The organism is Faecalicatena orotica, assembly GCF_905197545.1.
GTDB lineage: Bacteria > Bacillota > Clostridia > Lachnospirales > Lachnospiraceae > Faecalicatena_A > Faecalicatena_A orotica.
In genome coordinates this window covers 313,077-339,824 of sequence record NZ_CAJJZH010000007.1, presented here as the reverse complement: position 1 = coordinate 339,824, position 26,748 = coordinate 313,077, and the positions used below count along the sequence as shown (strand labels likewise).

Annotated in this window: 21 protein-coding genes and 3 tRNA genes; 6 read left to right on the top strand and 18 right to left on the bottom strand. The window is 45.7% G+C overall.

Annotated elements, in window-relative coordinates; translation table 11 throughout:
- Nucleotides 1-100: 100 nt before the first annotated feature.
- The 11 genes from ABIN22_RS16475 to ABIN22_RS16425 all read right to left on the bottom strand — a co-directional run bounded on the left by ABIN22_RS16475 (nucleotide 101) and on the right by ABIN22_RS16425 (nucleotide 9,694).
- Nucleotides 101-171: transfer RNA gene (locus ABIN22_RS16475), tRNA-Gly, on the bottom strand.
- A 4-nt stretch (nucleotides 172-175) separates the two neighbouring features.
- A tRNA-Pro gene (locus ABIN22_RS16470) sits at nucleotides 176-250 on the bottom strand.
- A gap of 156 nt (nucleotides 251-406) precedes the next feature.
- Complete coding sequence (locus ABIN22_RS16465; RefSeq protein ID WP_109732375.1) at nucleotides 407-889, bottom strand: metallophosphoesterase family protein; 483 nt, start codon at nucleotides 887-889, stop codon at nucleotides 407-409.
- An 81-nt stretch (nucleotides 890-970) separates the two neighbouring features.
- A complete protein-coding gene (locus ABIN22_RS16460) occupies nucleotides 971-1,588 on the bottom strand; it encodes an XTP/dITP diphosphatase (RefSeq protein WP_346909999.1) in 618 nt (205 codons plus the stop codon).
- 11 nt (nucleotides 1,589-1,599) lie between these two features.
- Complete coding sequence (locus tag ABIN22_RS16455) at nucleotides 1,600-2,748, bottom strand: THUMP domain-containing class I SAM-dependent RNA methyltransferase (RefSeq protein WP_109732373.1); 1,149 nt, start codon at nucleotides 2,746-2,748, stop codon at nucleotides 1,600-1,602.
- A 194-nt stretch (nucleotides 2,749-2,942) separates the two neighbouring features.
- On the bottom strand, nucleotides 2,943-3,179 hold the full coding sequence (locus ABIN22_RS16450; RefSeq protein WP_346909996.1) for a hypothetical protein: 237 nt from the start codon (nucleotides 3,177-3,179) through the stop codon (nucleotides 2,943-2,945).
- 394 nt (nucleotides 3,180-3,573) lie between these two features.
- The gene (locus tag ABIN22_RS16445; protein ID WP_346909994.1) at nucleotides 3,574-4,044 is read right to left on the bottom strand and encodes a DUF1700 domain-containing protein; all 471 of its coding nucleotides are present in this window, start codon (nucleotides 4,042-4,044) and stop codon (nucleotides 3,574-3,576) included.
- Nucleotides 4,045-4,263: 219 nt separating this feature from the next.
- On the bottom strand, nucleotides 4,264-5,700 hold the full coding sequence (gene pepD, locus ABIN22_RS16440; protein WP_346909992.1) for a beta-Ala-His dipeptidase: 1,437 nt from the start codon (nucleotides 5,698-5,700) through the stop codon (nucleotides 4,264-4,266).
- Between the two features lie 75 nt (nucleotides 5,701-5,775).
- Nucleotides 5,776-7,422: an OPT/YSL family transporter gene (locus tag ABIN22_RS16435; RefSeq protein ID WP_346909990.1), complete on the bottom strand. Its 1,647-nt coding sequence runs from the start codon at nucleotides 7,420-7,422 to the stop codon at nucleotides 5,776-5,778.
- 104 nt (nucleotides 7,423-7,526) lie between these two features.
- A complete protein-coding gene (locus tag ABIN22_RS16430; RefSeq protein WP_118622740.1) occupies nucleotides 7,527-8,591 on the bottom strand; it encodes a 2,5-dihydroxypyridine 5,6-dioxygenase NicX family protein in 1,065 nt (354 codons plus the stop codon).
- Nucleotides 8,592-8,626: 35 nt separating this feature from the next.
- Nucleotides 8,627-9,694 carry an aminopeptidase gene (locus ABIN22_RS16425; RefSeq protein WP_346909988.1) on the bottom strand — a complete coding sequence of 356 codons (1,068 nt, stop codon included), beginning with the start codon at nucleotides 9,692-9,694 and terminating at the stop codon, nucleotides 8,627-8,629.
- 193 nt (nucleotides 9,695-9,887) lie between these two features.
- Between ABIN22_RS16425 and ABIN22_RS16420 the strand changes: the two genes are divergently transcribed.
- Nucleotides 9,888-10,814 carry a LysR family transcriptional regulator gene (locus ABIN22_RS16420; RefSeq protein WP_346909986.1) on the top strand — a complete coding sequence of 309 codons (927 nt, stop codon included), beginning with the start codon at nucleotides 9,888-9,890 and terminating at the stop codon, nucleotides 10,812-10,814.
- A gap of 80 nt (nucleotides 10,815-10,894) precedes the next feature.
- Here the strand turns inward: ABIN22_RS16420 and ABIN22_RS16415 are convergent, their stop codons facing one another.
- Together ABIN22_RS16415 and ABIN22_RS16410 are read right to left on the bottom strand one after the other, a co-directional pair.
- The gene (locus tag ABIN22_RS16415) at nucleotides 10,895-12,496 is read right to left on the bottom strand and encodes an OPT/YSL family transporter (RefSeq protein WP_346909984.1); all 1,602 of its coding nucleotides are present in this window, start codon (nucleotides 12,494-12,496) and stop codon (nucleotides 10,895-10,897) included.
- A gap of 42 nt (nucleotides 12,497-12,538) precedes the next feature.
- On the bottom strand, nucleotides 12,539-13,219 hold the full coding sequence (locus ABIN22_RS16410) for an AroM family protein (RefSeq protein WP_346910002.1): 681 nt from the start codon (nucleotides 13,217-13,219) through the stop codon (nucleotides 12,539-12,541).
- Between the two features lie 251 nt (nucleotides 13,220-13,470).
- Here ABIN22_RS16410 and ABIN22_RS16405 point away from each other — a divergent pair, with 251 nt between their 5' ends.
- Complete coding sequence (locus tag ABIN22_RS16405) at nucleotides 13,471-14,361, top strand: LysR family transcriptional regulator (protein WP_118620265.1); 891 nt, start codon at nucleotides 13,471-13,473, stop codon at nucleotides 14,359-14,361.
- Between the two features lie 4 nt (nucleotides 14,362-14,365).
- Here ABIN22_RS16405 and ABIN22_RS16400 read toward each other — a convergent pair whose 3' ends face one another.
- Nucleotides 14,366-16,243: a PEP/pyruvate-binding domain-containing protein gene (locus ABIN22_RS16400; protein ID WP_118620275.1), complete on the bottom strand. Its 1,878-nt coding sequence runs from the start codon at nucleotides 16,241-16,243 to the stop codon at nucleotides 14,366-14,368.
- Nucleotides 16,244-16,427: 184 nt separating this feature from the next.
- On the bottom strand, nucleotides 16,428-17,393 hold the full coding sequence (locus tag ABIN22_RS16395) for a LysR family transcriptional regulator (RefSeq protein ID WP_346909982.1): 966 nt from the start codon (nucleotides 17,391-17,393) through the stop codon (nucleotides 16,428-16,430).
- 140 nt (nucleotides 17,394-17,533) lie between these two features.
- Between ABIN22_RS16395 and ABIN22_RS16390 the strand changes: the two genes are divergently transcribed.
- Both ABIN22_RS16390 and ABIN22_RS16385 read left to right on the top strand, forming a co-directional pair.
- Nucleotides 17,534-18,814: an aspartate aminotransferase type Ic gene (locus ABIN22_RS16390; RefSeq protein ID WP_109732365.1), complete on the top strand. Its 1,281-nt coding sequence runs from the start codon at nucleotides 17,534-17,536 to the stop codon at nucleotides 18,812-18,814.
- A 148-nt stretch (nucleotides 18,815-18,962) separates the two neighbouring features.
- Nucleotides 18,963-20,222 carry a Glu/Leu/Phe/Val family dehydrogenase gene (locus ABIN22_RS16385; protein ID WP_243099291.1) on the top strand — a complete coding sequence of 420 codons (1,260 nt, stop codon included), beginning with the start codon at nucleotides 18,963-18,965 and terminating at the stop codon, nucleotides 20,220-20,222.
- A 371-nt stretch (nucleotides 20,223-20,593) separates the two neighbouring features.
- On the opposite strand, the gene ABIN22_RS16380 is transcribed toward ABIN22_RS16385, so the two are convergent.
- Together ABIN22_RS16380 and glf are read right to left on the bottom strand one after the other, a co-directional pair.
- Nucleotides 20,594-21,310, bottom strand: coding sequence for a hypothetical protein (locus ABIN22_RS16380; protein WP_118620264.1), 717 nt, complete (start codon nucleotides 21,308-21,310; stop codon nucleotides 20,594-20,596).
- 173 nt (nucleotides 21,311-21,483) lie between these two features.
- Nucleotides 21,484-22,596 (bottom strand): UDP-galactopyranose mutase, encoded by a 1,113-nt coding sequence (glf, locus tag ABIN22_RS16375; protein WP_346909979.1) that lies wholly within the window; start codon nucleotides 22,594-22,596, stop codon nucleotides 21,484-21,486.
- A 265-nt stretch (nucleotides 22,597-22,861) separates the two neighbouring features.
- On the opposite strand from glf, the gene ABIN22_RS16370 reads away from it, so the two are divergent.
- Nucleotides 22,862-24,094, top strand: coding sequence for a 6-phosphofructokinase (locus ABIN22_RS16370; protein WP_109732360.1), 1,233 nt, complete (start codon nucleotides 22,862-22,864; stop codon nucleotides 24,092-24,094).
- Between the two features lie 109 nt (nucleotides 24,095-24,203).
- Nucleotides 24,204-24,277: transfer RNA gene (locus ABIN22_RS16365), tRNA-Arg, on the top strand.
- 243 nt (nucleotides 24,278-24,520) lie between these two features.
- Here ABIN22_RS16365 and ABIN22_RS16360 read toward each other — a convergent pair.
- Entirely contained in the window at nucleotides 24,521-26,740 is a 2,220-nt protein-coding gene (locus ABIN22_RS16360) for a bifunctional diguanylate cyclase/phosphodiesterase (RefSeq protein ID WP_346909976.1), read from the bottom strand.
- Nucleotides 26,741-26,748: the final 8 nt, after the last annotated feature.

The following is a 26,748-nucleotide window of genomic DNA, read 5'->3' as shown; positions in this document are numbered from 1 at the left end:
TCGACCTACGGCTTAGAAGGCCGTTGCTCTATCCAGCTGAGCTACAGACTCATATGCAATTATCCCCTTACTCTGCTTCTTACAACATCTGCTGTAAGAAAGCGGGTGATGGGAATCGAACCCACGTATCTAGCTTGGAAGGCTAGTGTTCTACCATTGAACTACACCCGCACTATCGGGGTGACAGGATTCGAACCTGCGACCTCCTGGTCCCAAACCAGGCGCTCTAGCCAAGCTGAGCCACACCCCGATGTTCTTTTTGCTTGTCACGCTTACCCGTGACGCAAGAATTATTATATAATAGGCTTGGCAATATGTCAACAACTATTTTTTATTTTTTTACATTTTTTTCACCGCGCCTGATTTTACGCAGAAAAGTGTTGAAATAGCGCCTGATTTCAAACATTCAGTCAAGGTAACACTGCTGAAACCGGAGCTGGTTTTTGTCATCTAATTCCATAATCATATAACTGCCTTTTCGTCCTTCCTGCCTTGGATAAGATACGCTCCCCGGATTCAAAATTGTAATTTCTTCATTTTTATCAAAGTACGGCTTGTGCGTATGGCCGTACATTACAATGTCAGCACCGCGCGCTTTGCCTTCTTCTTTAATATATTCAGGATCGAGGGACACATAGTATCCATGCCCGTGTGTAATAAATACTTTATAGTCCCTTATCTTGAATTCCTCCTCTTTAGGAAGATCTGAAAAGAAGTCGTTATTCCCCCTCACCATATGCTTCTCGCAGTCAAGGACAGCATCCAGATACTCTTCTCCGCCTTCTACATCACCAAGGTGGATAAACATGTCTATCTGTCCTGCCTGCTCCAATATCCTGTCCAGATTCTTATGATTTCCATGTGTATCGCTCACTATCAATACTCTCATATCACTCGCACCCTGTTTCTTATAATAATTGCCAAGTTACTGCCTGTTAACCGGATTTTCCGCTTCATTTAAACAGCTCTTCTACTGTGTGTCCGAATCAAGCTGCTTTTCTTCCAGTATTTTACGCATAGCACGGAGTGCTTTTCCGCGATGGCTAAGTTCATTCTTCTGATCCGGGTTCATCTCGGCCGTCGTGCAGCCATATTCAGGCACGTAGAATATCGGATCATACCCGAATCCGTTTTCCCCTGCTATCTCATAACCGATTATACCCTCAATCGTACCTCTGACTGTCTCGACTGTCCCGTCCGGTAATGCTGCGGCTATCGCACATACGAAACGTGCAGTTCTTTTTTCATCCGGTACGCCCTGAAGCTTGTCTAAAAGCATCTGGTTTTTAATATCATAAGACGTATCAACACCCGCAAATCTGGCCGAATAGATTCCGGGAGCCTTGTCCAGATAATCAATTTCAAGTCCTGAATCATCAGCAAGTATAATATCATCCGGCAGTAATCTGGCTATTGCCTCTGCTTTTATTACGGCATTTTCTTCAAATGTGGAACCATCCTCAACAATATCAATGTCAATACCGGCTTCCTTCATTGAATAAATCGGAATTCCTAAATCAGCCAGAATCATATGAATCTCCTTCATCTTATTCTGGTTCCCTGTTGCGAAGATTATTCTCTTTTCCATATCCATACCTTCTAATTCTTTGGTTTTGGAGGCTTAGGCCCCATAAACTGGTAAAAATAAGTCTTAATCATACCATTATATATTTTTCTGTTCTTATCGGCCTGTCTGCCGAAGTAGCGTTCTGCATCCTCATAGCTGGTTATCATATATGCAGACCAGCTGTCCAGATTGCGGAAACTCTCCCCAAAATCTCTGTAAAGTTCCGGCAGGACTGCCTTTTCTTCCAGACGCTCACCATATGGAGGATTAGTGATGATGAACCCATATTTTTTAGGGTGCCTCAGATCCCTGACATCCCGCTGTTGGAAATGGATCAGGTGTCCAACTCCCGCATCCTCTGCATTCTGCCTTGCGGCCTTCAATACATCTGCATCAATATCATACCCTTGAATGTCCACATCAATCTCATCATCGATCAGATCATTGGCTTCATCTACCGCCTGATACCATTGAGACTTCGATACAACACTGCCCCACTCTTCCGCAAGGAAAGACCTGTTCATTCCCGGTGCAATCTTTGCCGCCATCATTGCCGCTTCAATCGGAAATGTACCGCTACCACAGAATGGGTCAACAAGTACTCTGTCCCTGCTCCACGGTGTCAGCATGATTAATGCCGCGGCAAGCGTCTCCGTAATAGGCGCTTTTCCCGCCAGCTGCCGGTATCCCCGCTTATGGAGAGATACACCGGAAGTATCAATACCCACGGTCACCATGTCCTTCATCAGAAACACTCTGACCGGATACGATGCCCCCTTCTCCTCAAACCATTTTATATGGTAGTGCACCTTCATGCGCTCCACCATAGCCTTTTTCATAATCGACTGAATATCAGACGGACTGAACAGCTTACTCTTCACAGACGCCGCTTTTGCCACCCAGAACTTGCCATCCTTCGGTATATATTCCTCCCAGGGAATGGTCTTCGTGTTCTCAAACAGCTCGTCAAAAGTCTCCGCCTTAAAGCAGCCAACCTTCAGCAAAACCCTCTCTGCCGTACGCAGAAAAATATTTGCCCTGCATATTGCCTCACTGTCACCATAAAATGCAACCCTGCCGTCTTCCACCTGAGAAATCTCATACCCAAGATCCTGAATCTCCCTCTTCAGTACTGCCTCAAGCCCAAAATGGCATGGTGCTATCAATTCTATTTTATCCATCCAAACGCCTCCATATGCTGTACTTATTCTGCCAGTAGTTCCCCGTGCATCAAACCGACACACCACAGAGTATATGTATCATATTACTATAAATTGGGGACGTAGTAAAGTTCAACTTTACTACGTCCCCAATTGAAGTTAGACGTGTACCAAAATGACTTTTGCCCTGTACCTTTTTGCAAATAGTGTTTTGTTTAGTAGTTGTTCTCGTTGTTGTAAGAATTCATGTTCTTTGTGTTGTGGCAGTTCTGGCTGCTGTTTGATGTTGAGTTAGAAGATGAGTTCTTGCTTGAGTTATTGTTCTTACTCTGCTCTTTTGAATAGTTTGAAGTAGAGTTTGAAGATGAATTGCTACTTGTGTTCTTTGAAGAGTTGTTTGAATTGTTTGAGTTACTGTTTGAGTTATTTGAGTTGTTATAATTCTTTGACATGAGTGTCCCTCCTAGGAAAATTTATTTGGTACACTCATATTGTCTCATTAATATATATTTTTTATTCACAATTTACAAAATCCGCTGTATCTTTTTATTTAATATTTTTTTTATTTTTGCTTGCTTTTTCCAATTTGATATATTATACTTATCATTGTAGAAAGGTTACTTTCTACAACCCCTTATTAATTATTTATACTCCCCTCAAAAGACCGATGGCTCCCCCATCGGTCTTTTACTTTGCTTTTTTCTGAGACAGAGTGCCAAAGCCACGCTTAATACGTGGTTTTTGATCCGCTTTTTAAAAGAAATAGAAAAAGGCCAGCGGATGCTTTTGTACGCCCACTGGCCCCTTTTAGTAATTCTTTTCCCGGCACTGGCTGTGTGTCTGATGTCATCCCCGCCGGTTGCCGATGAACCGGATCACAATCATGATGATCAGGATCGGAACCAGTATGGGTGCCAGCAGGCTGATTACGCCTGATATGATTGCGAATACAGCCACTACCATCATCACTATTCCCAAAATAAGAAGCAGTTTTTTCCACCATGTGTTCAATCCAAACACGTGTACCTTTGGATTCTGCTCACGTGCCTGTTCCCTGCCGCTTTCATAACCGGTATATGAACCGCCGCCTGCCTCGTACACGGTAGACTTATCGGTTCCGTCTGCTGCATCAATGACGGTCCTCGCTATAATCCAGGGATCGCCCAGCATCTGAAGGACTTCTTCTTCGCTCTTTCCCTTTGCCATCTCATCCGTAATGTATTGGTTATAAAACTGTACATTCTCCTGAACGATGCTGCCAGACAGGTCATTTTCCAATGCCTGACGCAGTTCCTGAAGAAATTCACTCCGTGTCATCTTATTTTTTCCTCCTAACAGATATCTTCACACTTCTGTCCCATTTCATAAGATATCCACACATTCCGTCTTTTATCAACATCTGCTGCCGGTATTACTGTGAAAAAACAGGACCTTTCACTTAGAATACCACACTAAAGGGTTCTTTCCAAGTATAAGGTCCTTAAAATTTTCTTATAATTTTCTAAGTATATTACGGTCCACAAAAAACCAGTAAAATCAGGCCTTTGACAGTTCCTTCAGAAGTTCTTTCAGATACAGCCACATATGCCCGATAGATTCTTTCGATACTTTTTCCTTTGTTGAATGTACATCGAAAAGATCCGGTCCCGTAGAAATGATATCCATTCCCGGCTTCTTACTGTCCCAGTAGCCGCACTCGAGTCCCGCATGGATCGCCGCAACCTCCGCCTTCTTATGGAAAAGCTTTTCATACAGTGCAATAGCTGTATCGCGCAGCGGGGAATCCTTTCTGTACTGCCATCCCGGGTAATCGCTTTCAAAAATGCATGTATCGCATTTTGAGTCCGCAATGATCTGGATTTTATCACGCAGCATGTATTTCTGAGACGCCACAGAACTTCTCAGAGACATCAGAAGTGTCAGTTTTCCGTCTTCACAGGTCAGTGACCCAAGATTCATGGATGTCTCAATCAGGCCGTCAATCGCAAAGGAATATCCTGAAACACCGTATGGCAATAACATCAGGCTTTCCGTGATCTCCTTCTGGTATTTAGCCGTATAGACTTCTGCCCCTGTCTGTGCAGCGCCCTCTTCAATCTCGAATGAAATAGAATCGGTATACTGTAATTCCGTCTGGAATGTTTTCTCTGCTTCTGCAAGTTTTGCCTTAACTTCGTCTAGTTCTTCCGGCTTCACGTAGAAACACACACTTCCGTTGTTCGCAATCGCATTTGCCTTTCCCGGAGCATCCAGCTGGTTAACCCTAACCTGCATATCCTTCAGGAAATACAAAAGTCTTCCAAGGAGTACAATAGAATTTCCCAGTCCCATGCCGATGTTGATGCCCGAGTGTCCTCCGGCAAGCCCCCGGAATGTTACCCTTAACGGAACTCTTTCCTCTTCCATCTTTTCCGTCTCCAGATCCCAGATCATCCTGCAGCGTAATCCGCCGGCACAGCTCGTATAAAAGATTCCTTCCTCCTCGGAGTCCAGATTAATAAAACGTGTTCCTTTCAAAGAAGATATATCAATCTTATCCGCGCCGACCAGGCCGACCTCTTCTTTTACCGTAAATACAACTTCGAGGTCGGGGTGGGGAATGTCATCACTATCGAGGACTGCCAGACAATACGCAACCGCAATTCCGTTGTCAGAACCAAGGGAAGTCCCATCGGCATAATAATACGCATCGTCCTCCTTCACCTCAATCCCGTTTTCATACACATGGCTGCTGTCATTCTCCTTTACATAGACCATGTCAAGGTGTCCCTGAAGTATAACCGGTTCTCCCGCATCAGGAACTGCTGCCGGTTTTCTGACAATCACATTATAGCAGGAATCCTGCGTCACATCGAGTCCCCTGTCCCTTGCGAAATCAACAATGTAGTCACTGACTGCCTTCTCATCCCCAGAGGCTCTCGGAATGGAGCAGACCTTTTTAAAATAAGAAATTACTTTTTCAACATCAGACATTTTTCTACCTTCTTTCTCTACCCGGATATCCTTATTATATCCTAAATGCCGGAACCAGAACAGTTCTAAACTCTTTTATATAAACATTTTTACAAGACTCGAGAAGAAGCTGAACAAGCCGTCTCCGGCGATGAGTCCCGCATCACGGCAGTTCATGAATTCATCACCGATAATCTTACGGAAGACCACTGCCACAATGACACCGATACCATAGATCGGGTTGTTGATGAGCAGTCCTGTCGCCAGCAGTACGCCAAACATGTACTTTCTTCCCAGAATCTGTACAATCGCTCCCGGAACCGCCCATATCGCCAGTTCTTTCAAGAGAGCCAGATTACTTCCCATCTCAGCAGTCGTCGCAAACACAACGCTTGTTGCAGGAATCAGCCCGTCTTTCAGAGTCATGTCTGCAAAGAAAATGACAACAATAATACCGATGAATGCCCCCAGCATTTCAATGAACACCTGCTGTTTTCTCCCATATACTTCACGCTCTGCATTTTTGCCTTTTCCACGGATGATCCAGCCTGTCTTCAGGTCATATCCCATATCCGCAAAACATGGTCCTACTGAACTGATATACCCTGTCAGTACCGCTACTGCGATTGGGGAAAATCCCATCAGCACACCGATAGTCATAAAAATCGTTGTTACCGCAAAGCCCGGGAACCATCCTGAATACATTGCCGCCTTACCTATAATAATCATAGAAGCAACTGATGCAAACGCGGTCCAGATCACCCAGAGCACCATTTTGGCCGGAGACATGCCCGTGAAAATCCCACAGATAATTCCTACAAAAACTCCGCCTGCCACATGTGTAAGCAGTGCTGCGATCAGAGTTCTCTTTGTCTTTCCCCCGCTGACCGTCAGACCTTCCTCACAGGCTTCCTGATCGGCTTTTGTCTTTTTACTCTTTGAAGAACTCTGGTAGATAGAAACAATGGACTGGAGCAGTGCGATCAGTCCCGCACCTACCATGAAGCCCTGCGGAATACTTGTCGCACCAAGGTCAAATCCTGTAAGCGGTGCACAATATCCGCGAATCAGAAGTCCGATTCCGAGTGCCAGCATGGACACAATATTTGCAATAAATACGATACCTACAGCTCCCACAGGCAGTTTAAAGATACTTCCTACGATTCCCACTATGATTCCCTGAATAACTCTCTTCGCCTTATCGCCGCCTTCGTCCCCGGCCTCCAGTACTTCCGCCGTCGCAACTCCCGGTGCCCATGCTTCCCTTGCCGGAAACAGCGGAGAATCAAACAGTGACCCTACTGTATAAACAGAAATAACCGTTCCGAAGATACATCCCAGCGCCATCGGCAGGACTGCTTTTGTCTCTCCCATGACAAACAGGATCGCAACCGCAACGAATGCACAGTTAGCAGCGGAGAATCCCGCCCCGGATACGATCGTCTGGATATAGTTCTGACGTTCCAGACTCTTGAATCTTCCGAATAAAGTCATCGGAATCTTGGATATCAGCATTGCAAATACCGCACCTAATATGGATGTATTCGCTGAGACCCCCACCTTCCCCATGATCTGCATACAGATAATACCGGACAATACTGCCAGAATGGAACCAAAGATGATTGTGACCGGTTCTGAAAAACGTATTTTCTCGAATGTGGACGCCCCGGCTTTTGAATTTTTTTCTTCCATAATCTCCTCATCAAACTCCTTTTCCTTAAATTTTTCCCGTTTCTTTATCACACAAAAAACCTGTTTTCAAGTTTACCTGCCATTTTCAGGCTAAATTTGCGCAAAAAAAGAGCACCCTGATAGAAGGACTATCCGGGTACTCTTTTCAAAGTAGTTTAATACCCTGCTACTCCCATTTTCCTGCAGATCTCAGCAAGATCCGGATCTACATACTTACCATTTTCTTCGATTGCCACACCGTCCAGAATGATAGATGGTTTGGAAACAACACCGTCTGTGTGTGAGGATGCGGTCCAATAGCTTCCGCGGATCATTTTGCCCTGGCTGCCGATACCGAATTCCATACATCCGAAGATTCTCTCATCTTCTACAATACGGCCTGTCGCTTTTGAAACACCGGGGTTGAAGCCTAATGAATAGTGTGCAAGACGGAACATGTTCGGGTCGTCAAATGAATGGAGCCATGCGCTGAACCTCTCAGCATCCTTTCCGCCTTCGATCTTTGTAACACGGCCGTTCTCCAGTGTCAGCTCTACATTTCCTGACAGGATACCCATATCTGTAGGCGGGAAGATCGCTGCATCAAATACAAGTTTTCCGTTGATCGTCTCCTCAATCGGACACCAGCTGATCTGTCCGCACATCATAAACGGATATCCCTTGAAGGTAGCAAGCTGTCCGGAATGACGAACCGGTCTGCCTTCATTTCTTGCTGTCAGATATGTACCGTTTTCGTCTTTGATGATAATCTCGTTGCCTGCTTCCATCTTAGCCTTGAGAGCTTCTCCCAGCTCTACAACACGTGCTACATCTACTTTTCCGATGCAGTTTACGATCATAGTCACATCCATACCTGTAAGGTTGATGTAGCGGCATCCGAAATCAATTGCTTTTCTCCATGATTCACACAACATGATGGATGAATAAGATAATTCGATCCATACATCTGCTACCGCTACTGCATTGCCGAGAGGTGCAACCGGCTCTGCATACGCTTTTTCATTTGTCGGGACATAGACAAGTACCGGGTTCGCACCCACAATGTAGGCTGCGTTCATGATTGCGTCCAGAACTCTCTTATCCGTAGAGGTATCACCTGTTACAACGACATTTTCCCCGGGTTCTACCAGCATAACTTCTTTCACAAGTTTGTAGGCGGCTTTGCTCACCTCATAAGATAAATAATCTGGTGCCATTTCGATTCCAATTGGGTATTCCATAATAATTCTTCCTCCTTTTTCTTAACCCTTTTTATTTATTCATAATCTGCAATTCCCAGTTTTTTGCAGAATGAAATACATGTTTCTTCTTTGTAGATTCCATTTTCCTCCAACACTTCACCGTTCAGGATGATGGTCGGTTTTGATACGACTCCGTCCGTATGTGACGCTGCATCCCAGAACGCGCCCATCAGACTTGCCCCCTGGCTGCCAATGCCAAATTCGATACATCCGAAGATTCTTTCATCCTCTACGATCCGGCCCGTGGCTTTGCGTACCCCCGGATTAAATCCGATTGAATAATGTGCCAGACGGTACATGTTCGGATCGTCGAAGGATGCCAGCCACTTCTTAAAGACCTCGGCCTGTGCCCCTCCGGTAATCTCTGTCAGACGTCCCTCTTTGAATTCCAGCCTGACAGGTTCTTTCAAAAGCCCGATTTCACTCGGCGGGAACAGTGCTGCGTCAAATACCAGCGTCCCTTCGATCGTTTCTTCCACAGGACACCAGCTTACCTGGCCTCCAAGCATAACAGGGTAGCCCTTCTTCGTCGCAAGCTGTCCGGAATGTTTTACTTTACGTCCCTGGTTATAAGCCTTCAGGTTCGTTCCGTTGGCATCCCGTACGATAATTTCATTAGATGCCTGTACCTTCCGGGTCAGATATTCACCGAATTCCACCAGCACATCATATTTTACCCTTCCAACCGTATTTACAAGCATGATCGTATCCATACCGCACAGGCATGTGTATCTGGCCCCGTTTGCAATCGCCTTCTGGAAGCAGGGTGAATGCATAACACAATAATACGCAAACTCAATCCATACGTCCGCAGCAGCCACCGCATTAGCTATTGGGAGAAACGGTTCTTCAAAGGCTTTTCCGGTCGTCGGATATTTAATCAGCACCGGGTCCGCTCCAATGGTATATGCCGCCCCCATCACCGCATCTACAACACGCATATCAGTTGAAGTGTCCGCAGTGATTACAACAGATTCACCAGGCTTTACAAGCATGACGTCCCGCACCAGCTTCATTGCCGCACGCTGCACTTCATAGGACAGATACGTTTCTGTCATTTCAACTCCAATCGGGTAGTCCATGAATATCCCTCCATTCTTTTTTGCTTCCGCGCCCTTCTAATTTCGATTCATTTCAAGGCTGCAGAAAAAAGTCCTTCATTTGTCTTGATAATAACACAAATTTCTTTTAAAATGAAATCATATTATTTTATGGCATAATAAGTTCCGATTATATGGATAATTGCCTGAAAATTCAGAAAGGATTTGTGGTGAAATGTTAGATTTAAAATTGGATACCTTCCTGACCTTATGTGAAACAAGGAATTACACAAAGACCGCGACTCTGCTGAACATTACGCAGCCAGCCGTCACCCAGCACATCAAATATCTGGAAGGCTACTATCAGACTAAGCTGTTGTATTACGATGAAAAGCGCCGCCTGCATCTCACAGAACACGGGAAACTGCTCCGCGCGTATGCCCAGACGATCAAAGCAGACGCCCAGATCATCGAGCGGAAGCTGAAGAGCCCTCCCGACCAGCCTGACGAGCTGAAACTGGGTACATTAACGACCACCGGTGAGTCCCTTGTGCCGCATATGGTTGCAGAATATCTCCGGAGATACCCCGAGAAAAAAGTCAGCATGTACCTCGGTGAGGCTGACGCGCTTCAGAAGCAGCTGAAGGCCGGACGTATCCAGTTCTGTATCATAGACACTTACTGTCCGCCTCTGGAATTCGAGAGTCGTGAACTGTTCGAAGCCCATACGGTCTGTGTCTGTTCTCCGGAGCATCCACTGGCAGGCAAAACGGTCGACTTCCGGGAGCTGAACGACTACCGCCTTATTTTCCGTGAAAATGATACCAACTCGCACCGTAATCTGATGCAGATTCTGCACGCGCACAATCAGGATATCAACAATTTCAGGTCGTATGTGGAAATCGGAACGATCAATACTGTGCAAAAAATGGTCATGGAAAATATCGGTATCTCCTTTATTTACCGCTTTGTAGTACAGGAAAAGCTGGACAGCGGCGCCTTGAGCCAGATACATATCCGGAATTTTTCTTCCCACTCCATGTTTAACTTTGTCTGGATGAAAAACAGCTTCTTTGAACCTGCAAACCTGCAGTTTCTTGACGTATGTAATGAGGTACTGGATTCTTCCGTCTTCCACAGGCAGGGCTCCCTCCCTGATTAGATACACTTGCACATGAAGACAGCCGGCTCTTCCAACATTAGGAAGACCGGCTGTCTTCGTGTATCACTGTACCAAAAACATCACTTCTTTTTCCCTAACTGCAAAGTAGATGTAAAGAAACTGTACAATGCAGAACCCGCGATGGAACCTGCACCGAGAATGTACAGAGTACTCTGTCCTTCTTCTCCTTTGAGTCTGACAACAACAATACGGATAATTAAAGCTACAATAACGGTAATACCTGTAATCGTGCTTCCAACGAGCATACCTGTTGCAAAGAGTACACCAAGCTGTTTCTTCGGGCCGCCGATGAACTGGAGTATCGCACCGGGAACAGCAAAAATAATCAGCCATTTTGCTATTTCAGGACTGGAACCTGCTTCGATTGTTGTTACAAATGTACGCGCGACCGGCGCAAACAGGTCCTGTTTGAAATATGTATTGCACATCACAAGTACAACTGCGAATGCTACAAAGAAAGACACAATTTCCGCCATATACTGCTGCTTTCTTCCTGCACGCTCAAAGTCAGGGTCCGCCCCATTTCCGCGGAGGATGTAGCCGCACTTAAAGTCATACGCCATATCTGAAAATGCCGGCCCGGTTGCCGCGGTATAACCTGCCAGTATACCAAGAGGAAGCTTCGGGAATCCGATCATCATACCAACAATCAGGAAAATCAGGGCAGTAGCAAATCCCGGAAACCATCCGGAATGCATTGCTGACATACCAACAATCAGCTCTGATGCGATTGCTGCAAAAGCCGCGAATACTACCCAGATAATCAGTTTCGGAACAGACATTTGGGAATATATGCCGGATACTGCCGCCAGTCCGATCGCTACTACTACATATGCAATATATCCCTTTGCAAGCGCGCCCCTCATATCCGAGATGCTGCTTGTAAACTTTCCTGCGACGCTGTTCTTGCCGTCTTCCTTCTTAAAGAGCATAAGTCCGACCTGAATCAGCGCAACCAGCCCTGCACCGATCATGATACCGTGAGGAACATAATACTGGCTGATGTTAAATCCCTGGTCTGTACTGATACCAATAACGAGGGCACCAACACCAAAAGCACCAAGCGCCCACATGTCACCAATCCACGTAACACCGAGAAGATCTGTCGGTATTCCGAATGCCTTTCCGACAATACCAATACCCATACCTACGAGGAGGAGCATCGCTTTCTTACCTTTGTTAACAACAGCAAGTATCGTTTCTGCTGATGCAATTCCCGGCGGCCACGGTTCATCGGCCGGGAACATCGGTGTGTCGAAAGTCTTATACAGAATCGTCGCATCAATAATTGTTGCCAGAAGTACACCTACCAGCATGGGAATGACAAGCTGGGGTTCTCCCATCAGATACGGAATACCAATCGGAAGAATCAAACTGTTCGCCGCTGAGAAGGTGGCACCGGAAATAGCTGTCTGTACCAGGTTCTGTGCGTGGATATTTCTGTATTTCTTAAAAAATGCAATCGGTATCCTCGAAAGGATAATCGCAAACAATGCACCTATGATAGATGTATTTGTACTGATACCAACACGAACAATCAATTCCAGACCAATGATTGCCCCTAAAATTGAAAGAATGATATTCAGGACCAGAATCGCCGGATTCAGGGCGGACGGATGGTCCTTTACCTGATTCCCTTTTCCACTTGTTTGTCCGTTCATTTAAACGCCTCCTTTTGTTATGTCATCTTACGTTACTGTTGGTTAAAGGTCTAACAGCTCACTGACTGTCCGTGCCAGCGTCGTCCTGCACAAAAGGACAGGCCTTTTTGCAATAGACGCAACGATTTCCTTTGCCTCCTTCGTAAATCCTATGCAGTCCATAACAATCAAATCTGCCTCGATGTCTCTGGCTTTTTCTGCCGCCTTTCGCACTTCATCCATATCGCCATAAGGGTTTGCCGCAATCGGCGTCACTTGTTTCATGATCGGCCCCCACTGGTCATATGCCTGCTGTACCTGCTGTTCATCTGGTGTTATCACTATGATGCTGGAGTTCTTACTCAACGCCGCAGCCAGGCCGTTTAAAATCTTAGCCGGATACACAAGCGGTACTTTTGCTTTAAATATGTCAGGAAACGTACCTGCACAGAAAAACATAATCAGACAGACCCCCTGATCTTCAAGCCTTGTGATGCAGTCCTGAAGTCTGTCCAGAATAAAGCTCTCTCCAAACTTTGCAAATGTACCGTCATTCAAACGCGATACTAACACATAGTCATTTTCAAGCGGCTCCATTGAATTGATCTCTTCCTTCGTAAGACCATCCAGTGCTCCCGCCTGCAGCAGCTCCACGCCTTCGCCGAATATCGGCATGATGTCAGGTGTGACATCGACACGCGGCGACTGCCCGATCGTAACCGCTCCAATCTTCAAATCACCCACCTCCTTCTTTGTTTCACATGTTTCTCCTTCCTTCAAACACCATAGCAGCTTTATACAAAAAGGGACTTATCCTTTTCTCCAAGATAAGCCTCCTTGCTGTATTCTCAATTTTTTCTTTCTTTTTTGTCTCCGGTTTATTTAATAACTTGATTTTAGCATAAAGAAATAATAAAATGAAATTATATTATTTTATAGCCCGATAAGTTCAGATTATAGAGAATACTGTCAGAATATTCAGAAAGGTGGGAATTATGTTAGATTTGAAACTCGATACTTTTCTTGTACTGTGCGAAACGAGAAATTACACACAGACAGCCAGTATTTTGAACATCACCCAGCCAGCCGTCACCCAGCACATCCAGCATCTGGAAAGCTGTTATCAGACAAAGCTGCTCTATTATGATGAAAAAAGGAAACTCCAGCTCACAGAACACGGCAGATTACTGCAGGCTTTTGCCCAGACGGTCAAAGAAGGATCACTTGATATCGCAGAGCGCCTGAAGTCTCCGCCGCAGGAGCCGGAAGAGATAAGAATCGGTACAATCGTCACCACAGGGGAATCACTCGTCCCCCACATGGTCGCAGAATACCTGCGCAAATATCCCGGCAAAAAAGTCAGTATGTACCTCGATGAAGCAGATGCCCTGCTTGTCCAGCTTCAAAACGGCCGCATCCACTTCTGTGTCACAGACCTCGCCTGCCCGCAGGATGAGTACGAGAGCGAGGAACTGTTTGAATCCGAAACAATTTGTGTCTGCTCCCCAGCCCATCCGCTGGCCGGTAAGGAGGTAAACTTTCACGAACTAAACGATTACCGGCTCGTCTTCCGTGAAAATGATACCTACTCCAAACATAATCTGATGAATATACTCCAGTCAAACAACCAGGATATCAACAATTTCCGCTCCTATGTGGAGATAGGGACCATCAATGCTGTCAAGAAATTAGTAATGGAAAATATCGGGATCTCTTTTATTTATCGTTTCGTAGTGCAGGATGACCTGAACCTGGGACGTCTCAGCCAGATACATATCCGCAGCTTTTCATCCCCGCGTGTATTCAGGCTTGCATGGATGAAAGACAGTTATTTTACACCGACCTGCCTTCAGTTTCTGGATATCTGCCGCCAATTGATCCGTTAGCACCTTAACCGTTACTGCCCATCCCGAGCCTGCATACCGCACGCCCGTCTTTCGCATCCAGAAGAAGGGACGTACCGCTTCCTGAAACGTCAAATACCTTGATGATGTTGGACAGCTCCTTCTCTTCCGGCCACAATTCTAAAAATACATCCGGAAACTTCTTCAGGAGCCCGGGCTGGTAAAGCCTTGTCTTGCTGTTCTCATTGATCGCCCCGTAGTATACATCCGCTTCTACAAGGTCCTGGAACATATGGCTCCCATAGGATAATTCCGGCCGGTATCCGGCCTTGCTGTAAGCCACCTCACAGATGGCGATAAACTGGCTGATGTCCGCATAGACAACCGGGACCCCCAGTTCAGGGGATGATGTTCCGATGCGCCCCGGCACAAGCAGCATAAGTTTCTTATCTTCCTCCTCGTACCGCTGGTTGATCTGGCTGATCATCCGTCCCACATCCGGCTTCTTCGCATAAGGATATTCATAATATGCCTGCGGGTCCACCCATACAATCCGGTCCAGACTTTCCTTTTTCGACCTTCTCATGGAGGTCCGGCGCACGTCGAAAAGCAGTTCATTGTCAATCCCTTCCGGAATGACTACATTTTCTGATGCAGCTGTCTGCAGCGGGCGGCATTGCAGAAGGTTCACCTTCCAGACACCGGCTTCAGAATTCTTTACCGCGAATTCCACGTCAACCGGCCGTTCGTATTCTGCCTCAAGCATCTTTAGTATCTTTCGCATCATCCTGATAAACTCGTTATTCTCAACCAGACCCTGACAATCCGCAAAATATACCTTGCGGAACTGCCTTCTCTGGGACAGCATATATTCTGCATCCGAATCTCTGCTCAGAACGGTCTTCTTCTGCCAGTCTGTCATCTTCTGGATTACCATCTCAAGCGGCTTTGTCGTAAGTCTGTTCTGCGAGAAATCCAGAACATCCACCTGCCGCTGGGAAAACTTATGCCGTTCGGCTATCGTAGTCCGGATATTCGCCTGTGCACGGTCCAGACCCACCAGCCTCGGATAATCACCCGGTGTCCTTTCCACCGCCCTCGTCCCAAGTCCGACAACGATTCTGAGCATTCCCGCATCCGGGTTCATATGCTCCATCCATTTATAAGGATTGTAGGAACAGCCCATACCTGCTGCCACCGGAAAATAAAGGTCGCCATAGCGCTCCCCTTCCACTTTCTGTACAAGAAGCGCCATCTGCTCATCAACATCCAGAAGCTTCCGCTTTCTCCTGTATTCAATTGCAGAAGGATTCATCGTACTGGCATACACCTGCCGCACCGCATCCTCGAGCTCCTGAAGACGTTCCTCCTCAGTTCCCTGATTCATACAAAAAATCGATTCGTATTTCCCGGAAAATGCATTGCCGTACCCATCCTCCAGAAAACTGCTGGAACGTACGATAATTGGTGTATTGTCGTAATGCTGAAGCACGCCTTTTAGCTGCATACGCACATGTTCCGGGAATACCCCGTTTCTAAGCCTGCTTTTCAGTTCCTCTGCTTCTTTAAAATGCTCTTTCTCCCTCCGGTGCTTCTCACGGAGCTCCATACAGTCATTCTGCTCAAGAAATTTGCAGAATACATCTGATCCGATAAAATAAGAATGATGCGGTTCTATGAATTCCCCAAATTCCGGGAGACGCACCTTGATGAGCTTTCTGGCAACCAGAAGCCCGCATGCTTTCCCGCCGATCAGTCCGTCGCCTATGCGCCTTTCCCAGACTTTTCTGAAATCTTCCGGGGAAAAAAGCTTCAATATAAGCCGTTCCATCCTCGCTTCTGTCGTCATGAGGCTGTTACACACTATCTTCTTTTCATCTTCCGTCATCTCTTCTTTGTTCATCAGTTCTTCCCAGCCATTCATGTTCCATATCCCCCTTTTCATGATCTTCGGGGAGCAATCCCACATCTTATGCGACATTCTCCTTGTCCTGATTTCAGTGTAAAATAATCTGCTAAAAATAGCAAATACTTCAAAGTTATATCTTGTATAACCATTTGCTTATATGTTACCGTTCACCCCACGCGGGCGTGCACAGCCTGACTCACTATGCCCTGTCATGGGGTTCGATCTCCAGGTCGGGGATGGCCATTTTCATGAACTCCGTCATACTCCTTGTCAGATATTTATTCTTGCGGTAGTACAGATAGACCTCCCTGACGGCTTCCGGGTCATCCACCTTATAATAGATGACATCGCGGTTCGGCGGCAGGCTCTTGACAACCGTATCGCTCACAAAAGAAGCCCCCATTCCGTATTCCGTCAGATGATATGTAGTCAGAAGCTGGTTCAGTTTCAATGAAATGTTCAGCTGGACCCCCGCCCTGCTGCAGATGGCCTCCACCCTTTCCCTTGTATCATTATGTGCCCTCAGTACAATAAACGGTTCATCCTTGAATTTCCGGAGAGGCACTCCCGGGAATTCAGGCTGCAGGTGCAGGTCTCCCCGGATATCCTCCACAGTGAGCTGGTACTTTGTCGCCCTCTTATTGCTGTCGAAGGAAGACGGAACCGCAAGCAGCAGATGTTCTTCCATGAAAATCTTCTTCTCATAAATAGACTCATCCAGCAGATAATTATCAATAATAATATCCAGCTCCCCCGCAAAAAGCTTCTGCTCCAGAAGAGGGGTATGCCCCTCAAACAGGCTGAGTTTCACATGTGGATAAGTCTCGCGGAATTTCGCAATAATCGGTGGAAATATGAAGGAAGAAAACAGATATGTGCCTCCCACAGACAAATGCCCTGTCTTCAATTCGTGCAGATTCCCCACATAATACGCGAACTCATCCTCCAGATCCATGATCTTCTCAGCCGTCTTAATATAACGCTTTCCACAGTCCGTCAGCTGGATCGGCGTCGTACTCCTGTCAAACAGGGGCATCCCCACTTTACTCTCTACTTTCTTTATCATAGCACTTAAAGCTGGCTGGGAGATATACAGATTCTCTGCCGCCTTTGAAAAACTGCGCTCTTTATAAACCTCATAAACATAATTCATACCGCTGAACATGCCGTTCCTCCAATCCCCATAACCATTTAGTTATAATAACTATATAAATATAAATATTTGTTTTTATTTTATGATATTTCTATAATAAAAGCAAGAACTAAGAGATCTGTCGTTATAGTTCACTTACAAGGAGGAGATTTATGAAACCAATCGCAGATTACTCAAGCGAAGACCTGAGCGCACTTCTCAACGACCTAGAAGTACAATATAAAGAAGCCCAGGCACAGAACCTGAAACTGAACATGGCAAGAGGTAAACCGGCAACCACACAGCTTAACTTAAGCAACGCACTGCTGGATAAAATGGAGAGTTACACACTGGCTGACGGAACAGACGCCAGAAACTATGGTATCCTCGATGGAATCCCGGAATGCAAAAAACTGTTTGGTGAACTTCTCGGGATCAATCCTGACCAGATTATTATAGGTGGAAACGCCAGCTTAAACGTGATGTTTGATACGCTCAGCTTTTTGTGCCTTTTCGGTACAGGCGGATGCGAACCTTGGATTTATTCCAAGCACAATGGAAATCCTGTCAAGTTCCTGTGCCCGGTACCCGGATATGACCGCCACTTCACAATCTGTGAAGAACTCGGAATTGAAATGATCACGGTTCCTTTAAACGAAGACGGACCTGATATGGATATTGTAAAAAAACTTGTAAGCGAAGACGAATCCATCAAAGGTATCTGGTGTGTTCCGCTTCATTCCAATCCGCAGGGCGTATGCTACAGTGACGAAGTTGTAGAACAGCTTGCCTCTATGGAGACAGCAGCAAAAGACTTCCGCATCTTCTGGGATAATGCATACGGTGTTCATCATATATACGAAGATGTTGCTTTAAAGGATATCATTAAAGAGTGTGAGAAATGCGGCAACCCGGACAGAGTATACTACTTCTTCTCCACTTCCAAAATCAGCTTCCCCGGAGCAGGAATCGCACTTGTTGCATCCAGCCCGGCAAACATAAAAGAGCTGAAGGGACACATGTCCGCACAGACCATCGGACACGACAAGTTAAACCAGCTACGCCACGTACAGTTCTTCAAGACCCCGGAAAACATCAGGGCACATATGAAGAAACTCGCGGAAGAGTTAAAACCGAAATTCGACATGGTTTTAGATAAGCTGGACGAAACACTTTCAGGCAGCGGCCTTGCATCCTGGAGTAATCCGAAGGGAGGATATTTCGTATCACTTGATACGCTTCCCGGATGTGCAAAACGTACAGTTGAACTCGCAAAGAATGCCGGAGTGACACTGACAGGAGCCGGAGCTACATATCCATACGGAAAAGATCCAAAAGACAGCAACATCCGTATCGCACCGACTTATCCTACTATCGATGAGCTGGAAAAAGCAATGGATATCTTTACCTTATGTGTAAAAATCGCCGGAATCGAGAAACTATTAGAGAAATAAGATCAAAAAGTAAACCGATTTAATAAAAACCAAAATGATTGCCACCTCTCATTTAATGCCTGCCACATTAAATGAACTAAGTTTTAAAGTATCAACTGAAGTTTTTAATGAAGCAATAAAAATATTCAATAATAAAGGAGAATTTATTATGGGACAGTATAATCCTTATGACAACGTTTTAAAGGTAGTAAAAGAAGCGGCTGATATCCTCGGATATTCAGACAGCGACATCGAAGCAATTAAATATCCTGAGAGAGAATTGAAAGTTGCAATCCCGGTTCGTATGGACGACGGAACCACACATGTATTCGAAGGATACCGTATCCAGCACTCTACATCAAGAGGTCCTGCAAAGGGCGGAATCCGTTTCCATCCGGCTGTAAACCTGGACGAAGTAAAAGCACTTGCAGCCTGGATGACCTTCAAGTGTGCGGTTGTTAATATTCCTTACGGCGGCGGCAAGGGTGGTGTTGTCTGCGATCCTAACCAGCTGTCAGAGAACGAAATCCGCGCAATCACAAGAAGATTCACTGCCGCTATCGCTCCCCTGATCGGGCCAGAGCAGGATATCCCGGCTCCTGATGTAGGAACGAACGCAGCAGTTATGGGCTGGATGATGGACACATACAGTATGTTAAAAGGACACTGTGTACACGGTGTTGTTACAGGTAAGCCAATCGAACTGGGCGGCGCTCTCGGACGTAACGAAGCAACAGGACGCGGTGTTATGTTCACAACCAAGAATATCCTGAAAAAACTCGGCTTAGATCCAAACGGAACAACAGTCGCTATCCAGGGTATGGGAAATGTAGGAAGCATCACAGCAAAACTGCTCCACAAAGAAGGCATGAAAGTTGTGGCAGTCAGCGATGTATCCGGCGGTATCTACAATCCGAACGGCCTGAATATCCCAGCTATCCTTGAATACCTCTCCAAAGACCGCAGAAACCTCTTAAGCGGATATGAAGAAGAAGGCATGACACGTCTCAGCAACGCAGAACTGCTTGAGCTTGACGTAAAAGTACTCGTACCGGCTGCATTAGAGAACCAGATTAACGGCTCCAATGCTGACAACATTAAAGCAGACATTATTGTAGAGGCTGCCAACGGACCAATCGCTGCTGAAGCTGACGATGTACTCAACGCAAAAGGTATCATCGTAGTACCTGACATCCTCGCAAACGCAGGTGGTGTTGTTGTTTCCTACTTCGAGTGGGTACAGAACATCCAGTCAGTAAGCTGGACAGAAGAAACTGTCAACGAAAAGCTGAAAAACATTATGGATCCTGCTTTCGATGCAGTATGGAACATTGCCGACCAGCAGCACACAACACTGCGAACAGGCGCTTACCTGATCGCTGTAAAACGTGTTGTAGATGCAAAGAAAGCAAGAGCTATCTGGCCATAAGATCAGGCTTCATAAAGCATAAACCACCAATTATCTTTCCTAAAGTTTAAATAGAAAACGGCTCCGGGTTTTTCCGGGGCCGTTTTCTGTTATCCTTTCTTCTGTAACATTCTCTTAATCCTGCTGTTCATAGTTTGTTCATTTATTATTCAAAAAGCTTTCATTTTCTCCTCATGTTTTCTTCATTTCTCTTGACTATACTAAATATATCAAATGAAGAACGAAAAAACTTCATTTGACAGCACATCCGACAACAAGTGCAATACTATTTGAATAAACTTTTTCATAATACATGCCGGGAGCCGCAAAAGCGACTACCCGGCATCCTCCCTTTTAAGGGCTTTTTCTGATATTCCGCTGTCATTTCCCTGTTATTCTTCATCTGCCTGCTTATACGTCAGATATATATCCTTACCGCTGATGTTTTTCCCACCGTCCGCCGCTGCTTTTACCGTGCAAATCCCGGTCAGCGCCAGCACGATCGCCAGTATGATAAGTATTGTTTTTTTATTCTGCTTTTTTACTCGTTTCAATGTTATATCGGGTAACTCTTTATGAACTTGCTTTAGATTTTTGTACTTCTTTTTCGGATTTTCACCGAGACACTTATCAATGATTCTAGATAATAGATATGTTTCTCTTCTTGTGAGGGTTATGTAATCCTCTGTCCGGGCGAGCATGAACTGTATCGTCTTCCCCAGATTATAAAAGTCTTCATCCGGCGCGGTATTTTCCACAGCAGAGGCCGGACTGAGAAAATGTTTCCTCATCGCAGGCATCTGCATGTTCTTGAAGACAAAGCCACTGCTCTTGGAGCTCAGGTCCAGCAGCATGATTTTTTCCTCTTCCGTGACAAGAATGCTGTAAGGATTCAGATACCGGTAACACTTCCCGTTTTGATACCTGTGGTATTTCTCCAGTTCACACACCAGCTGCTTAAACCATTTAAATAGCTGTTCCTTCGTGATGCCCCCGCTGTCTCCCAGCCTTTGAATGAGCAGCCGGCCCCGCTCACAATCCATACTGGCCCTGCATTTTCCCCCATGCTCCACAAATTTTAAAACATCATAACTTTCTGCTGTTATCAACAAAACTCCTTTCCGCAGCTTAAACAATACAGTCGAAAACGTTATCAGAAATGATACCGAACTTAAACATGAAATGACAGATAAACCAGATCTATCAGAATATCTGTATCTTACCCGATTTATATAAAAAATGCAAGCACTTTCGCGCCTGCATTTTTAACTTATATTTCCACTTAATTCATTCCGTTCTGTATGTCTTCCAGCTTATCCAGTGCTGCTTCGACAACCTTGTCCATATCGTAATACTTATAGCCGCCGAGCCGTCCCCCGAAGATGACATTTTCTTCTTTCTCTGCCAGTTCCCTGTACTGCTCGTAAAGCTTCATATTCTTCTCGTCATTGACCGGATAGTAGGGTTCCATGCCCACTTTCCATTCCGAAGAATATTCTCTGGAAATGACGGTCTTTTCCTGCTTTCCAAACTCAAAGTGCTTGTGTTCAATAATTCTGGTGTACGGCACTTCCCTCTCCGTATAGTTTACGACAGCGTTACCCTGATAATTATCGCAGTCAAGTACTTCTGTCTCAAATCTTACGGAACGGTACTCAAGAGCCCCGAGCTGATAGCCAAAGTACTCATCGATCATTCCTGTAAAGATGGTAGTACCGGCAATATCCGGATTTTCTTTTCTGAATTCAAAGAAATCGACCCCGGTCCTTACCTCGATTCCTTCCAGCATCTTCTCCACAACTGCCGTGTAGCCGCCGATCGGGATTCCCTGGTATCTGTCATTAAAGTAATTATTATCATACGTGTACCTGAACGGAAGACGCTTGATGATAAACGCCGGGAGCTCTTTACAGTCTCTCCCCCACTGCTTCTCGGTGTAGCCTTTAATCAGCTTCTCATATACATCGCGTCCGCCAAGGGAAAGCGCCTGCTCCTCCAAGTTCTGCGGTTCCGTGATCCCGGTCTCCGCCACCTGCTTTGCAATCATGTCTTTTGCTTCCTGGGGAGTCCTGATTCCCCACATCTTACTGAATGTATTCATGTTGAATGGAAGATTATACAATTCATCTTTATAGATTGCAATTGGTGAGTTGATGTAGTTATTAAACTCTGCAAACTGGTTCATGTAATCCCAGATTCTTTTGCTGGATGTGTGGAAAATGTGTGCTCCATATTTGTGCACATGGATTTCCTCGATATCCTCGCAATATATATTACCTGCTATATGATCACGCTTGTCGATCACAAGACACTTCTTCCCGCTTTTATTCAGTTCATGTGCCATTACCGCACCGTAAAGGCCTGAACCAACTATCAAATAATCATACTGATGCATTTCGCTGCCCTCCTAATATTGATTCCGCTTCCGGTCCTCTGGACCCGCCCTTCAGAACCTTGGTATTCCGAGCATTATTATAACATCAAAACGACATAATGTACATACATTGTATATAAATCCCCGCCATCATATTTAGTCATTTTCACCATAAAGTTATTTTTTTCGTTTACAAATTGAGCATTATGCACTAAACTAGATATATGAGTTGTTTCCTTTCGAAGGAAGCATGACTGACAATAATAATGACACGGAGGTAACAGACATGAAAGGAAATGTAATAGTAGGACAATCAGGAGGCCCTACCGCCGCGATTAATTCAAGCCTTGCAGGCGTATACCGCACCGCAAAAGACCGCGGTGCCCAGAAAGTATATGGTATGCTGCATGGAATCCAGGGACTGATGCAGGAGAGGTATATTGACCTGTCAGAATATATCCAGACAGAACTGGATGCCGAGCTGCTTAAGAGGACACCGGCAGCTTTCCTCGGCTCCTGCCGCTATAAACTGCCGGAGATTCATGAGGACGGAACTGTATATGAAAAGATTTTTGCCATACTGAACAAGCTGAATATTGAAGCCTTTATTTATATCGGCGGCAACGATTCGATGGACACGATAAAGAAACTGTCCGATTACGCGATAGTGACAGGTCATCCAACACGCTTTATCGGCTGCCCGAAGACAATTGACAATGACCTCGCCCTCACCGACCATACACCGGGATTCGGAAGCGCTGCCAAGTACATCGGAACATCCGTGAAGGAAATCATCCGTGACAGCTTCTGTCTGGAATATGAGAAAGGACTTGTGTCTATTGTTGAGATCATGGGACGTAACGCCGGATGGCTCACAGGTGCCGCAGCTCTGGCAAAAGGTGAGGACTGCTCCGGGCCTGATCTGATCTATCTGCCGGAACTGCCTTTTGATATCGAGAAGTTTGGTGCAAAGGTCAGAGAGCTTCTGGCAAAGAAACCTTCTGTTGTAGTCGCAGTATCTGAGGGTATCCGTCTGGCGGACGGCCGTTACGTCTGCGAACTGGGACAGAGCATAGACTTTGTGGATGCATTTGGACATAAACAGCTCTCCGGTACTGCGAATTATCTGGCAAGCTATATCGCAGGAGAGATCGGCAGCAAGACCCGCGCAATTGAACTGAGCAGCCTTCAGCGTTCTGCTTCCCACTGTGCTTCCCGTGTAGATATTCTGGAGGCATATCAGGTAGGCGGTGCCGCCGTAAAAGCAGCGGACGAGGGAGATTCCGGTAAAATGGTTGTCATCCAGAGACTGTCTGATGATCCATACCAGAGCGGAACCGAGGTAAAGGATGTACACAAGATTGCCAATGACGAGAAGCTTGTCCCGAGAGAGTGGGTCAACGAGGACGGCAGCTATGTAACAGATGAATTTGTAAATTATGTGCGCCCGCTGATTCAGGGCGACGTTTCACCTGTTATGGTAGACGGAATTCCGAGACACTTATTCCGCAATATATAAGAATTGTATCAGGCGGTTCCGGATTTTTTAACTTTTTTCCCGGAATCGCTTGACAAATGTCGAAATCTATTATATACTAAATTTCGCTGTGAACGAGTTATAACAGCATGTGCGCGTAGCTCAGCTGGATAGAGCGTCTGGCTACGGACCAGAAGGTCGGGAGTTCGAATCTTCTCGCGCACGTTTGTATTGAGTCATTTGGGCTCTTTATTAAAGAAAAAGAAGATCCTATGGGATTCAGGGCTTTTAGCACTTGATCTTTCATGGGATTTTCTTATTTTACGTTACGATTATAAATATCGTTGGAACTGTCCAGGACCATGAACAGCCAGAAGCAAGCCCATGAAAATCGCCTTTGGCGATGGAGCTTGCTTCTGGCTGTTCCACGTTTTCGTACCGAAAGCAGACCGTGCTCTTTTCTCTTCTTTAGAAAAACCGTTTTTCAAACATCTCCGGAACGATAGGCTGCCCGAAATAGAACCCCTGTATCAGATCGAGCCCGATGTCTTTTACAATATCGTACTCTTCCGACGTCTCTACCCCTTCCATGCAGACCTGTTTTCCGACATTATGGCACAACTCTGTAATAGAGCGGATAAATGTCGCCGTAAATACATCGGAAGTCAGTCCCTTTACAAATCCTCTGTCTATCTTCACAATATCTGCCGGTGTATTCTTCAACTCAAACAGAGACGAATACCCAACACCAAAATCATCCATTGCAACCTGTATGCCTTTTTCCTGAAGGCTTTGCAGCATATCATGCACAGTTCCATCCTGTTCAATCAGATATGTCTCTGTGAGCTCCAGAGTGATGTTCTCGTATGGTACACCGAGCACCTCCAGTGTTTCTTCAACGAATATGATAAAATCTTCCTCCAGAAGCTGGAGGTAAGACAGATTGATGCTCATGTGGAAATCCGGTTTCAGCTTTCTCCATTCACGGCATTGTTCCACTGCCCTTCGGAAAATCCACTTGCCCACCTGAATGATCATACCACTCTGCTCCAGAATCGGGATGAATTCCAACGGGGAGACCTGTCCAAAGGACGTACAGTTCCATCTGACCAGCGCTTCTGCACCGTACAGGGCTTTAGTCGCGGAATCCACCTGCGGCTGGTACCTGACAGAAAACCCGGCGCACTCCCGCTCCATGCTTTCTCTGAGCAGTTCGGTCATTTCCAGTTTTCTTTCCTTCTGCTGCAATATCCGGGGTGTAAATACCGTTATTTTATTTTTCCCCATAGATTTCGATGTCTCCAGAGAATAATTGGCATATTTCAGCAATTCCTGATAATTCTCTGAATCTCTCGGACTGATAACATACCCGCCTGAAATGGTGCAATAATACTTTCTTCCATTATAATCCTGCTGCTTCTGGAACTTCTGCTGGATACGGTTAAAAATCTCCAGGGCTTCTTCTTCATTTCCATTCAGAATCAGAATGCCAAATTCATCCCCGTCGAGACGGTATACTTTTGCATTATAAGGAAGAACAGCTGCTATCTTCTGCGCTGTCACCCTGAGAATCTCATCACCGAAAGAACGGTTGTACAGATCATTAATATTGCGGAAACTGTCCATATCAAGAATCATAATACCAAGCTCTTTTGTGCCTTTGCCATCTACAAGATACTTCTTTGCATCCCCTTCGAATTCAAAGCGGTTATATAGTCCTGTCATATGGTCAATCTGGTCCCGGCGCCCCAGATTCGTGATCATGCCTGCAAACAGATTCGGTGCCCCCTGTTCATCGCGTATCATCCTGCCGCGGCAGCGCAGCCAGATCCACTCTCCTCTGACGTTGCGAGCCCTGTATTCTATATCATGGTACTCTGTCCTTCCGTCCGCGATTTCCTGATTGCTTTCAAGAAACCCCTGTTCATCATGAGGATGGATAATCGTCCCCCAAAAGGCCGCTGCATTCTCGACAATCTGTCCCGGCAGTCCGAATTCCTCCACCATCGCCGGCGGATACCGGAAGATTCCCGTCTTCATACTCCCGACAAAAATATAGTCATCCGTGCTGCTTACAAGCGCATCATAGAGATGCTCCTTATCATACTCGAAATTGCGGATCCCGGAAATGCGTTCCTGCTGCTCTTCCAGTTTCTGTTTTGCCCGCATGATATGGTAACTGCGTTTCTGGATATACATCTTGGAATCAGCCTTCGCAATCACATCAGAAACCGTATACATTTCTTCCGGATATATCTCCATTAGGCCATAGGAAAAGGAAACATCATAGAATATCCCATTCCCAGTCCTCTTCTCCTCTAAATCCGACAGAATCATCTTCATCCGGCTGTCTGCATTTTTCTGGTCCTCGTCATAGAATGCCATCACAAACTCATCACCACTCAGCCGGAAAACCAGATCATATGCTGCCAGCTGCCGTGTCATTGACGATGCTGCATAGCGAAGCATGTGGTCGCCTTCTCTGTGCCCGAATCTGTCATTCACCTGTTTCAGTTCATTGATATCACAGAGTGCTACAACAAGCATCTTCTTCTCGGACTTAGCTTTTTCAAGAAGTCCTTCCAGATATTCTTTCCCCGCCCTGCGGTTGAGTACCTTGGTCAGATCATCGTAGTTCGCTCTTTCCAGAAGAAGTCTGTATTCCTCTGAATTCTTCACATCCTGCATCTTAATGA

What these genes read in the sequence shown, in the direction of transcription:
- ABIN22_RS16465 (WP_109732375.1), bottom strand. Translation starts at nt 889, where the DNA reads ATGAGAGTATTGATAGTGAGCGATACACATGGAAATCATAAGAATCTG.
- ABIN22_RS16460 (WP_346909999.1), bottom strand. Translation starts at nt 1,588, where the DNA reads ATGGAAAAGAGAATAATCTTCGCAACAGGGAACCAGAATAAGATGAAG.
- ABIN22_RS16455 (WP_109732373.1), bottom strand. Translation starts at nt 2,748, where the DNA reads ATGGATAAAATAGAATTGATAGCACCATGCCATTTTGGGCTTGAGGCA.
- ABIN22_RS16450 (WP_346909996.1), bottom strand. Translation starts at nt 3,179, where the DNA reads ATGTCAAAGAATTATAACAACTCAAATAACTCAAACAGTAACTCAAAC.
- ABIN22_RS16445 (WP_346909994.1), bottom strand. Translation starts at nt 4,044, where the DNA reads ATGACACGGAGTGAATTTCTTCAGGAACTGCGTCAGGCATTGGAAAAT.
- pepD (WP_346909992.1), bottom strand. Translation starts at nt 5,700, where the DNA reads ATGTCTGATGTTGAAAAAGTAATTTCTTATTTTAAAAAGGTCTGCTCC.
- ABIN22_RS16430 (WP_118622740.1), bottom strand. Translation starts at nt 8,591, where the DNA reads ATGGAATACCCAATTGGAATCGAAATGGCACCAGATTATTTATCTTAT.
- ABIN22_RS16425 (WP_346909988.1), bottom strand. Translation starts at nt 9,694, where the DNA reads ATGGACTACCCGATTGGAGTTGAAATGACAGAAACGTATCTGTCCTAT.
- ABIN22_RS16420 (WP_346909986.1), top strand. Translation starts at nt 9,888, where the DNA reads ATGTTAGATTTAAAATTGGATACCTTCCTGACCTTATGTGAAACAAGG.
- ABIN22_RS16415 (WP_346909984.1), bottom strand. Translation starts at nt 12,496, where the DNA reads ATGAACGGACAAACAAGTGGAAAAGGGAATCAGGTAAAGGACCATCCG.
- ABIN22_RS16405 (WP_118620265.1), top strand. Translation starts at nt 13,471, where the DNA reads ATGTTAGATTTGAAACTCGATACTTTTCTTGTACTGTGCGAAACGAGA.
- ABIN22_RS16400 (WP_118620275.1), bottom strand. Translation starts at nt 16,243, where the DNA reads ATGAATGGCTGGGAAGAACTGATGAACAAAGAAGAGATGACGGAAGAT.
- ABIN22_RS16395 (WP_346909982.1), bottom strand. Translation starts at nt 17,393, where the DNA reads ATGTTCAGCGGTATGAATTATGTTTATGAGGTTTATAAAGAGCGCAGT.
- ABIN22_RS16390 (WP_109732365.1), top strand. Translation starts at nt 17,534, where the DNA reads ATGAAACCAATCGCAGATTACTCAAGCGAAGACCTGAGCGCACTTCTC.
- ABIN22_RS16385 (WP_243099291.1), top strand. Translation starts at nt 18,963, where the DNA reads ATGGGACAGTATAATCCTTATGACAACGTTTTAAAGGTAGTAAAAGAA.
- glf (WP_346909979.1), bottom strand. Translation starts at nt 22,596, where the DNA reads ATGCATCAGTATGATTATTTGATAGTTGGTTCAGGCCTTTACGGTGCG.
- ABIN22_RS16370 (WP_109732360.1), top strand. Translation starts at nt 22,862, where the DNA reads ATGAAAGGAAATGTAATAGTAGGACAATCAGGAGGCCCTACCGCCGCG.
- ABIN22_RS16360 (WP_346909976.1), bottom strand. Translation starts at nt 26,740, where the DNA reads ATGCAGGATGTGAAGAATTCAGAGGAATACAGACTTCTTCTGGAAAGA.